At 44.6% G+C, this 11346-nt stretch carries 10 protein-coding genes and 1 other annotated feature; of the genes, 5 read left to right on the forward strand and 5 right to left on the reverse strand.

The features are described 5' to 3' along the window. Positions 1-375: 375 nt before the first annotated feature. The 3 genes from clpB to rluD all read right to left on the reverse strand — a co-directional run bounded on the left by clpB (position 376) and on the right by rluD (position 4769). Positions 376-2949: an ATP-dependent chaperone ClpB gene (gene clpB / locus CDZ87_RS04710; protein ID WP_100752415.1), complete on the reverse strand. Its 2574-nt coding sequence runs from the start codon at positions 2947-2949 to the stop codon at positions 376-378. Between the two features lie 108 nt (positions 2950-3057). Further along, positions 3058-3786: a peptidoglycan editing factor PgeF gene (gene pgeF, locus CDZ87_RS04715; protein ID WP_100752416.1), complete on the reverse strand. Its 729-nt coding sequence runs from the start codon at positions 3784-3786 to the stop codon at positions 3058-3060. Positions 3787-3788: 2 nt separating this feature from the next. Next, positions 3789-4769, reverse strand: coding sequence for a 23S rRNA pseudouridine(1911/1915/1917) synthase RluD (gene rluD, locus CDZ87_RS04720; protein WP_100752417.1), 981 nt, complete (start codon positions 4767-4769; stop codon positions 3789-3791). A gap of 134 nt (positions 4770-4903) precedes the next feature. Between rluD and CDZ87_RS04725 the strand changes: the two genes are divergently transcribed. From CDZ87_RS04725 to yjjX, 5 genes are all read left to right on the forward strand, one after another. Next, positions 4904-5629, forward strand: coding sequence for an outer membrane protein assembly factor BamD (locus CDZ87_RS04725; RefSeq protein ID WP_100752418.1), 726 nt, complete (start codon positions 4904-4906; stop codon positions 5627-5629). Positions 5630-6195: 566 nt separating this feature from the next. Then, complete coding sequence (gene hpf, locus CDZ87_RS04730; RefSeq protein WP_100752419.1) at positions 6196-6534, forward strand: ribosome hibernation-promoting factor, HPF/YfiA family; 339 nt, start codon at positions 6196-6198, stop codon at positions 6532-6534. A 112-nt stretch (positions 6535-6646) separates the two neighbouring features. Next, positions 6647-6766: a sequence feature (Phe leader region), on the forward strand. A gap of 13 nt (positions 6767-6779) precedes the next feature. Next, positions 6780-7958: a prephenate dehydratase gene (gene pheA, locus CDZ87_RS04735; protein WP_100752420.1), complete on the forward strand. Its 1179-nt coding sequence runs from the start codon at positions 6780-6782 to the stop codon at positions 7956-7958. A gap of 174 nt (positions 7959-8132) precedes the next feature. After that, positions 8133-8258 (forward strand): diguanylate cyclase, encoded by a 126-nt coding sequence (locus tag CDZ87_RS17540; RefSeq protein WP_172953550.1) that lies wholly within the window; start codon positions 8133-8135, stop codon positions 8256-8258. A gap of 188 nt (positions 8259-8446) precedes the next feature. Beyond that, the gene (gene yjjX, locus CDZ87_RS04745; protein ID WP_100752421.1) at positions 8447-8986 is read left to right on the forward strand and encodes an inosine/xanthosine triphosphatase; all 540 of its coding nucleotides are present in this window, start codon (positions 8447-8449) and stop codon (positions 8984-8986) included. 21 nt (positions 8987-9007) lie between these two features. Here yjjX and trpR read toward each other — a convergent pair whose 3' ends face one another. Next, complete coding sequence (gene trpR, locus CDZ87_RS04750; RefSeq protein ID WP_100752422.1) at positions 9008-9304, reverse strand: trp operon repressor; 297 nt, start codon at positions 9302-9304, stop codon at positions 9008-9010. Between the two features lie 14 nt (positions 9305-9318). Then, positions 9319-11274, reverse strand: coding sequence for a murein transglycosylase (sltY, locus tag CDZ87_RS04755; protein ID WP_100752423.1), 1956 nt, complete (start codon positions 11272-11274; stop codon positions 9319-9321). Positions 11275-11346: the final 72 nt, after the last annotated feature.

Genomic DNA, 11346 nt, shown 5'->3' on the forward strand with positions numbered 1-11346 from the left:
CTAAGCAATAACCTATTGGATTGTCATCAACGAGTGCCCACACAGATTGATAGGTCTATATTTTTAAAGAGCGTTGTTTGAGCCCTGCTCAAAACGGACGGCTATTTTATCGAGATAACATTCAGTGTCAAACACTTTCTTTGTTATTTCTTCGAAAGTTATTGCTTAACTTTCACCGACTTGGTTGTCATTACTTTTCAGCTCGGTTTCCCGTGACAACGGAAGCGGATTATAGGCAGTTCTCGACAAAGCACAATAGTTAAAATAGGAAAAAACGTTCTTTCAAGCTCGTTTGCTCACTAAATCACCAAGCTGTCTAAAAAGAAAACAAAGGGGCTCCTCTCGGAGCCCTTAACTATGGTTTAAAGAACGCTATTATTGGTGCGCTAAGATTTGATCGTTGCTCACCACAAGTTTGACTGGCCTGTCAGGAACAATCGTACCGGAGAGAATCTCTTTCGCTAGAGGGTTCTCTACACTATTTTGAATTGCTCGTTTTAACGGCCTTGCACCATAGACAGGGTCAAAGCCAACTTGAGCAATTAATTCAAGTGCTTTATCTGACACCTCAAGAATGTAGCCTTTTTCTTCCATGCGCTTAGCCAATCGCTGCAACTGAATAGAAGCAATCGACTTAATGTGGTCTTTAGCTAGCGGATGGAATACCACACTCTCATCAACTCGGTTGAGGAACTCTGGACGGAAATGTTGACTCACCACTTCCATCACTTGTTCTTTCATACCGAGATAGTCAACCGTCCCAAAATTTTCTTGGATTCTCGCTGACCCCAAGTTCGATGTCATGATCACCACAGTATTACGAAAGTCTACCGTACGACCTTGACCGTCAGTTAAACGTCCATCGTCGAGTACTTGCAGTAAGATATTGAACACATCTGGATGTGCTTTTTCTATCTCATCGAGCAAGATAACTGAATAAGGTTTACGTCTTACCGCTTCGGTCAAGTAACCTCCTTCTTCATAACCGACGTAACCCGGAGGCGCGCCAACCAATCTAGCCACTGAGTGCTTCTCCATAAATTCCGACATGTCAATCCGCACCATGGCGTCTTCGCTGTCGAACATGAAATGAGCCAGTGTTTTGCACAGTTCAGTTTTACCGACCCCAGTTGGCCCTAAGAACAAGAAGGAACCAATCGGTTTATTCGGATCGGATAGTCCAGCTCGGCTACGACGAATGGCATTGGACACCACTTCAACAGCTTCAGCTTGTCCAATCACTCGGTTGTGCAGCACATTTTCCATGCCAAGCAGTTTCTCTTTTTCTGCTTCAAGCATTTTCGAGACTGGTATCCCTGTCTGCTTTGATAACACTTCAGCAATTTCGTTATCAGTGACTTTATTACGCAGCAATGTCATTTCTTGCATCTCTGCTTGTGTTGCCAAGTCAAGTTGCTTCTCGAGTTCAGGGATGCGACCGTATTGCAGTTCTGACATTCGGTTCAAATCACCTGCTCGGCGAGCGAACTCCATATCCATCCTCGCCTGTTCGAGTTCAGACTTGATATGCTGAGTACCAGACAATGCTGCTTTCTCGGCATTCCACACCTCTTCAAGTTCCGCAAACTCACGCTCTTTCTCGGCTAGCTCTTGATTAAGCGTGCTTAAACGCTTTTCACTCGCTTCATCATGTTCGTTACCTAACGCTTGTTGCTCGATTTTAAGCTGAATGATCTTACGTTCCAGCTTGTCGAGAGACTCAGGCTTCGAATCTATCTGCATGCGAATGCTCGACGCGGCTTCATCGATTAAATCGATAGCTTTATCGGGCAGTTGTCGATCCGAGACATAGCGATGAGATAAGCTCGCCGCAGCGACAATCGCCGGGTCAGTAATTTCAACGTGATGATGAAGTTCGTATCGCTCCTTCAAGCCACGTAAAATTGCCACGGTATCTTCGACTGTAGGCTCATCCACCAGCACTTTTTGGAAACGACGCTCCAATGCCGGATCTTTTTCAATGTATTGGCGGTACTCATCTAAGGTTGTTGCACCAACACAATGTAACTCACCGCGGGCTAATGCAGGTTTAAGCATGTTACCTGCGTCCATTGACCCTTCGCCTTTACCAGCGCCAACCATGGTATGAATCTCATCAATAAAGAGGATAACATTGCCCTCTTCTTTTGATAGTTCATTGAGCACCGACTTTAAGCGCTCTTCAAACTCACCACGGTATTTAGCACCCGCAATCAAGGAGCCCATATCGAGCGACAACACTCGGCGGCCACGCAAACCTTCTGGCACCTCATTGTTGATGATGCGTTGTGCTAAACCTTCTACGATCGCGGTCTTACCCACACCCGGTTCACCAATAATGACTGGGTTGTTTTTAGTCCGGCGTTGCAAAACTTGGATTGTGCGGCGAATTTCATCGTCGCGACCAATAACCGGATCCAACTTACCTTGCTCAGCCCGCTCGGTAAGATCAATAGTAAATTTCTCAAGCGCTTGACGTAACTCTTCCGCATTCGGGTCATTCACCGTTTGACCACCGCGAATTTTGTCAATCGCTCCACTTACTTTGGCCTCAGTTAAACCCAGCTCTTTAAGTAATGCACCGAGAGGCCCCTTGTCTTCTAGGGCCGCTAATAAAAATACTTCAGATGAGATGTAAGCATCTTGGCGCTTTTGAGCTACCTTATCGCATAAATTGAACAAAGTTCCCATTGAGCCAGATAGCTGTACATCCCCACCGATACCACTGACTTTAGGCAATCGGTCAAGCATTTCACTTAGCTTAGAACGTAGATGAGTAACATCGACATCCAGCATAGTTAATAGAGGGCGAACTGGACTACCATTTTGGTCCATGAGCGCCACCATTAGATGCACAGGTTCGATATATTGATGATCGCGTCCCAACGCCAACGACTGAGCGTCGGATATAGCGATTTGAAATTTACTGGTAAATCTATCAAGACGCATATCTACCTTCCTACCTCAACTGAGAAAATGAACTAATCAGTATGAAAGATGGATACGCCATAATGGATTTTCAAGGGAAAGAAGAATAAAACAATCGAAATGAGGCGACTAGTTGTCTATCCAAATAAAACTAGCTTGTCGGCCAGTAACGCCATCGCGGCGGTAAGAGTAGAAACGTTGTGAGTCTGTGTAGGTACAAAGGTTGCTGAAGTAAACCTGTTCAACTCCTACACGGTTAAGCCTCTGTTGAACAAGTAAATTCATGTCGGCTAACCACTTCCCTTGTTTGCTGGTCAAAGTAAAGGCTTTGTAAGCTTCAGGGTGAGCGGACACAAATGCGTCTAGCACATCTTCACCAACTTCAAATGCATTAGGTCCTATCGCAGGCCCAATCCACGCCATGACTTGCCCATCAAATTGTGTAAGTGCATTTTCAATAATGCCATAGGCCAATCCACGCCAACCTGCATGCACCGCTGCCACTTGCGTGCCTTGAACATTAGTCAGCAACACAGGTAAGCAATCCGCAGTCATCACCGAACAAACTACACCTGGAGTATGGGTAGAGACACCATCAGCATCACGTACCTGGGTTGTTAGCTCAGATTGTTCAACGACCAAGGTAGAATGTGTCTGATTAAGCCAAACAGGAGCCGATGGCATGTCGGACTGTCGGGTCAACCACTCACGATTCTTTTGCACTGTGTTTAAATCATCCCCAACATGGCTACCTAGGTTCAGTCCTTGATATACATCACGAGAAAAGCCATCGCATCGTGTCGATGCAAACGCTTTGATCGTTTTAGGTGCGGGCCAATTGGGGATAATCACTTGCATGATTAATACTCGTCTTTCAGGCCGTGCTTTTGCGTGTCTTGACGCAGCGCTTCGGCCATTTCAACCATATCGTCAGGGACTGGCGCATGAAACTCAACCTCTTCCCCAGTCATCGGATGCTCAAATTTAAGCATCACAGCGTGCAACGCTTGACGATCAAAGCCACGAATTTTCTCGGCCAGCTCTTCGGTTGCGCCACTAGGGATACGCGCTCGACCACCGTACGCAGTGTCACCTAGCAGCGGGTGCTGAAGGTAAGACATATGAACACGAATCTGGTGCGTACGACCCGTTTCTAGACGTAAACGAATACGCGTATGTTCACGGAAATGTTCTGCCACACGGTAGTGGGTAATCGCAGGCTTACCCATTGGGCTGACTGCCATTAGAGTGCGTTTTGTCGAGTGTCTACCAATAGGCTGTTCAATACGACCACCCGCCGTCATCCGACCGATCGCGATCGCTTCATACTCACGAATAAAGTTACGCTTCTTCTGAAGAGCACGTACTAAACGCGTTTGAGCAGGTACGGTTTTCGCAACAACCATCAAGCCAGTGGTATCTTTATCCAAACGATGCACAATACCAGCACGTGGCACTTCGGCAATGTTTGGGTAATGATGTAGTAATGCATTGAGCACAGTGCCATCTGGCGTGCCAGCACCAGGGTGAACAACAAAACCACGCGGTTTATTGATCACCATAATGTCGTCATCTTCAAACACTATGTTTAATGGAATATCTTGCGCTTCCCAACGCTCTTCATCTTCAAGCTCTGCTTGCAGAATAATTTCCTCACCACCCATAACTCTGGTGCGAGGTTTGGTAACCACTTCGCCGTTTACTCGAACCTTCCCTTCCACTAGCCACTCTTTGAGTCGCGAACGTGAAAAATCGGCAAATAATTCGGCAATAGCCTGGTCTAGGCGCTGGCCTAATTGGCTATCTTTTATTGTATTTGTTAATTCAATCTGCTGAGCCATATCGAACTTTTTTAAAAACCGTGAGACTAATTGTCTCTACTGTGGAAAAATATATTATCGAGCATTGTATCCGTTACTGGATAGAAAGTAACGAGAGCAACAGAAATATTTATCTCAAGGAATCGAAACCTGACATGAAAAAGCACACTTTATCTAGCTTGTTGGCACTCTCTGTACTGGTTGGCTGCTCAAGTAGCGAAGAGATTGTTCCAGACGTGCCACCATCTGAGCTTTACTCAGAAGCACAGATTTCGCTTCAAAGTGGTAATTGGCTGACAGCGATCGAGAGATTAGAAGCGCTGGACTCTCGTTATCCATTTGGCGCCTATTCAGAGCAAGTACAACTGGATTTAATCTACGCATACTACAAAAACGACGACTTGGCGCTCGGGCTTGCAACCATTGAACGCTTTACACGTTTGAACCCAACCCACGAAAAGCTCGACTGGGTTCTGTATATGCGCGGGCTCACTCATATGGCACAAGATCGCAACTTTATGCACGATTTATTTAATGTAGATCGTAGTGATCGCGATCCCGAGCCGGTTAAAAGCGCCTTTAGTGACTTTAAAAAGTTGCTAGAACGCTACCCGGCGAGTCCATACGCCCAAGATGCACAAAAACGTATGTTCGCTTTGAAGAATCGTTTAGCTGAATATGACTTAGCTACTGCAGATTTTTATCTGCGTCGCGAAGCTTGGATTGCGGCAATTAAGCGTACTCAAGAGTTGCAAAAAACCTATCCGGATACTGAAGCCGCGCGTAAATCGCTCGGGATTCAACTCCAAGCTTACCAGCAGCTAGGTTTAGAAGATGCAGTAAAACGAACTCAAAAACTGATCGAACTCAACCCTAAGTAACTCATTGTTAAAAATAAAAACGCCTTTTCTAGAGGCGTTTTTTATATCTCAACGTTTGATAAAACAACTATTTTACCACGTCATTTAAAACTAATAGGATAAGGCGATGTATGATGCGGGGCGTTTTCCAGCGCACATGTCTTGAGTCTTTATCGATACGTTCGATTATCTAGCAAACCATTTATATATTCGACAAAGTAAGGGACGGGTAAACTCTCGTTCTAGTAGTGATCGAACGGCAATAAGTGGTAGGAAAATAAAATCGTGCAGATTGAGATATTTCATTGACATTTTATTGCAGCTCAAAAGCTAAGCAATTGTTTTGTTAAGTCGTAACTAGGCTCTAAAAAACGATTGAATTTTAGTGTGTTACCTCTACCAATCTAATCTGTTTTCAGCATGATACAAGCTTTTTCGTGACTCATTTCACTGACTCTTTGAGTTGGATCACGTTTGAATTTAACTCTCAAACACACCGACAAAACAGTGATGCAAATCACATTATTTTAGCCATGGATAAGTAATCTGAACGTAACCCATGAGGGAGAAAACAGAGGAAATTATCTATGAAAGTAAATATCACAGGCAAAAACATCGACATCACCTCTGCAATTCGCACTCATATAGAGAGCAAGTTTCAAAAATTAGAAAAGTGGCAAGTAGACATTATCGGTTGTCAGGCAAGCTTCAGCGAGGAGCCAAACAAACAGAAGAAATTTGAAGCTGTTATTACTGTGCCAAAAGGACAGCTGGTTGCATCTGCGACTCACGAAGATTTATACGCTGCCGTCAACGAGGTAGAACAGAAACTAGAACGTCAGCTAAATAAATTGCGTCATAAGCCTGAATCACGTCGTACTGACAAGCCAGAGCTTGAAAATGAACTGCAAGATGAAGTTGAGTAGTCAATAAGAACTCAGAGTAAAAAATAGCGCTGCAAGGCGCTATTTTTTTGCTTGACGCCCCATAGAGGGTTGCTTATTGTGTTTAAGGATTGATAACTAAGTAGATAACTATGCACACACCTGTCCTGTTCTTTTTCGACTTATTTTTTCTCCACTAAACCGGAGAGGCATTCTCGTTTCGAAAGATAAATCAAAAACGAACAGAAAGCCTCCCTCGGGAGGCTTTTTTTATGAGGAATATTAGGATGACTGACCAAAAATACTCACTTGAGCAAATTCGACTGCGGCTAAACGAGCTTGATGACCAATTACTCCAGCTTTTGTCTGAACGTCGTCAAATGAGTATTGAAGTGGCGAAAAGCAAGGTAAAAACCTCTAAGCCAGTGCGAGATGCCATGCGTGAGCAGCAACTATTAGTTAAGCTTATCAATAATGGTCACGATAAATACAATTTAGACGCCCAGTACATCACCAAATTATTCCATACCATTATTGAAGACTCTGTTTTACTGCAGCAATCATATTTGCAAAACCTTGCCAACCCAGAACTGAGTCGCAAACCTTTAGCTCGAGTTGCTTTCCTCGGCTCAAAAGGCTCCTACTCACACCTTGCGAGTAGAGAATACTTCAGCCGTAAAAACACTGAGCTGATTGAACTTAACTGCGAACATTTTAAGCAAGTCACCAATACCGTTGAATCTGGTCATGCTGACTATGGTGTATTACCGATTGAAAACACCAGTTCAGGCTCAATCAACGAAGTCTACGATCTACTGCAACATACAACGCTCTATATCGTTGGTGAGTTAACGTTACCGATTGAACACTGCTTAGTTGCCACATCAGAAATTCGTCTCGAAGCGCTCAAAACACTCTATTCGCACCCTCAACCGCACGCTCAGTGCAGTGAGTTTTTGAGTAAGCTTGATGGGGTTAAGCTGGAATCCTGTCCGAGTACCGCCGATGCCATGCTCAAAGTGAAGCAGATGAATCGAGGCGATGTCGCAGCCATTGGTAATGCTTCAAGCGGAAAGTTGTATGGATTGCAGCCAATACAAAGCAACATTGCTAACCAAACCGAAAACCACACACGTTTTATTGTGGTCGCACGTAAACCGGTTGAAGTGTCCGCCCAGATCCCTGCGAAAACAACCTTAATCATGTCGACTTCCCAACAGGCAGGTTCACTGGTGGAAACCTTGCTCGTGTTGCAACGCTACGATATCAACATGACCAAATTGGAATCTCGCCCTATTATGGGTAACCCTTGGGAAGAGATGTTCTACGTTGATTTGGAATCGCACCTCGACTCGCAACAGATGCAGCAAGCCCTTGCTGAGTTAACCAAGATCACCAAGCACCTGAAAGTACTTGGTTGTTACCCGAGTGAAAATGTGAAGCCGACCCAAGTTAAGTTACAGTAATTAAGTTAACTGGCTCAACTAACCGTCACTAACTAGCTGACACTATTAACTAATATCCATATTATTAAAAACAATAAGTTGCATATTAGTTTCAGTGTCAGCTCACTCATCCTCTGATACACATTCTACTTCCGATAAGGTATTTGCCTGTCCACGCAGACCATCCATCACTTAATGTCTTCATGTGGGAATATTGATTTGGATAACTTCAAGTACGTTAACGATAAGTACGGCCATCAAATTGGCGACACTTTACTCGTGAATTTTACCCACCATATCAAGGTAATTACTCAAAAATGATATACACATTCCATTTAATACCTCGCGTCACGCCTATCAGGCGATGAGTTTGCCATTTTTGTTGCCACACAAAACAGCGAAACTTATGCCGATGAATTAGTGGATTTCATCTTAACGCCAATTCAAAATCATACCGCTGACGTTAACTGAGTTACAATCACACATGAGTCAGACAAAAGGAAATCGAAATGTCCATGAAGAAAGTTATTGTAGCTTCACTTAATCCCGCCAAAATACGCGCAGTACAAAGTGCATTTTCTGCGAGTTTTTCGCAGCAATCGTTTGAATTTCTTGGCGTAGATGTTGCCAGTGGCGTTGCAGACCAACCTATGGGTAATGAGGAAACTCGCTTAGGGGCACTCAATCGGGTTAAAAATGCCAAGGCATTAGAGCCAAACGCCGACTTTTATGTTGGCCTAGAGGCGGGCATTGAAGGTCATATCACCTTTGCTTGGATGGTCATAGAGTCGCACACACATCGGGGTGAATCTCGTTCGGCAAGTCTGATGTTGCCACCAATAGTATTAGAAAAGCTCCAGTTCGCCAATGAACTCGGCGATGTGATGGACCAAGTGTTTGCTACTGAGAATATTAAACAAAAGGGCGGGGCGATCGGTTTGCTTACTCATAACCGACTCACGCGCAGCTCAGTTTACCACCAAGCCCTTATTTTAGCCTTGATTCCCTTCCTCAACACAGACCACTTTCCAGCCAACCTACCACAATAAAAAACAGGAGGCTCAAGCCGCCTATTTTTTATCCAGTAGTTGAGCAATTTGCTGCTTATCACTGTCGCTTTTTGATTTGAGTTCGTTAGAGCCGCGCGTAATCGTTGCAATACCGACCCCGAGCATCTGACTGATTTGACGCTGCGACAAGTCGCCCTTAAGTAGCTCGCGAAAAATGTTCACGCGCGCCACTAAAGCATCTCGCTCATCTGGGGTTAATAGCATCGTCAACAACATCTCATGCTGCTGTGACTCTGTGCTATGCTTTATCAGATCGAGGATCTGATGCCACTCTTGATACTCAGGTTGTAAAGACATCTATACATTGCTCGTTAATATTTAGTCTGCAGCTCATGCTGATTCAAAAACGCTCCATCGACACCCAATACCTCTCGATAGTAGGTTTCAAACATCAAGATATTCTGCACATAACCGCGAGTCTCTTTAAATGGAATCGACTCAATAAATGCATAAGCGTCTAATTTACCTTGGGTTCTTTCTCGCCAAGTTTTTACTCTATTTGGCCCTGCATTATACGCAGCTAAGGCAAAAATTCGATTGTTATCATATTGCTCAAGTAAACCATTGAGGTAATGACTACCGATCTCAATATTTTTTCCTACTTCATATAAGTCGTCACTACTTTGATAACTGAGTTGGTATTTACGCGCGGTGTATTTGGCGGTTGATGGCATAATTTGCATAATGCCTCGCGCACCAACGGGTGAGCGGGCCTCAATATCTAACGCACTTTCTTGGCGAGCTAATGACATCAAGGTAATCGGATCAATGCTGTGTTTATCGGCAAAAAAGTCAAACCACCAGCGGTGTGCAACGGGGAAACGAATTTGGAGGTTATCCCACATCCGAGCTTGGATACTGGCAGTCACTGTCAGGTTATGCCACCCCATAAAAGAAGCATAAGCCGCCAACATCTCTTTTTGGTTACTACTGGCACGCCTAAGTAACCAACGCCACTCACTTTTCGCGGCTGCAATTTTATCGCGATCCACCAACTCTTCAATCCGGACTAACTCTTGATGAAATGACTGTATCTGCGATTTATCTAAACGGATCTCAGTGATCGGATATTGAATCAAGCGCTTGAGCTCTTTTGCCGCGGCAACACTGTAAAAATTGCGTTGACCGATGATGGCTTCAAGACGTTGCTGGCCAGTTACGCCTTGGCCTAGCTCCATTTCACTGCGGCCAAGCCAATACTGCCAGCGTAACTCCTGCTGGTTACTTGGTGGTAATTTAGCTATCCAATCGACGACTTGTTGCCAATCGGCAGATTGAATAGCCAAACGCACCCGACGCTCAAGCAATGCCGTACTCGCGGTATTGGCTATCTGTTTATCACGCCAGCGTGCTAATGATTCCGACTCAGTATTGATCAAACGGAAAGAGAGATAATCAGCCAAATTCTGTCTTTGCGACGCCGAAAACTGCTGCGCTTTGACGACGGTTTCCAGTATCTGCTGTGCTTGCTCGACATCTTTACGTGCCAGCTTTTCTAATGCTAACTCAACTTGTTTTTGATTAAACGCGCTCACCGAGTGCTGCTTAGCAAAGGTAGTAACGGCGTCGGGTTTTGCAAACAGTTGCCGCATTTCGCTCGCTTGACGCTTCGCTTGCTCTGTACTGAGCTGCTTTTGCAGATAACGCATCAAACTACCGTTACGCGCTTCAAATGCCAAAAGCATACGATCCAAGACCCGTTGTTCAGTTTTTAATCCTGCCTCATCCCAAGCTGAAAACAGTGGCTCACACGCATCAGCAATACTATGACCAGACAACCATAATTGCTCAGCACCACGATACGCTAACGCTTTATCACCGCGCTGTGAGTGCGCGTAATAATAGTGACACTGATAAGTTTCGCCACGCGGTTCTGTGGTCTGAAATTCTAGCAGCCGCGTCCAATCTTTTTGCTTTGCTAACTCGTCAATGTAAGGGGCACGAATCCGCCCCGAAAAAGGAAAACGAGCATGCTGCTCAATAAACTGTTCGACCTGTTGTGGCGTTCGCTCACCGATGTCGACCAAAAAGCTCCGGTAATCGACATAAGGCGTTAACGGGTAATCGGCGATTTCTGATCTTAACTTTTGATACTTTTCGACCTGTTTATCATCCAAAAGCTGTTGTGCTTGGTCGTACAAGTCTCGTTGTTGTTGTATATCAGCTGCCATGCTAATCGTGGCAAAACTGGCGCTGCAAACCATCGAAGATATAACAAGTAACGATGAAGAAATGCGATGCAGCGACTTAATAGAAATCAACGTCATATAAGTCTCATCCTGAGATTAACAATCTTTAATTTAGATTTCCCTATTAATGCTCATTGTAAACAGCTGTGT

Origin of the sequence: Vibrio salilacus (assembly GCF_002811245.1) — a bacterium.
In the GTDB taxonomy this organism is placed as follows: Bacteria; Pseudomonadota; Gammaproteobacteria; order Enterobacterales; family Vibrionaceae; genus Vibrio; species Vibrio salilacus.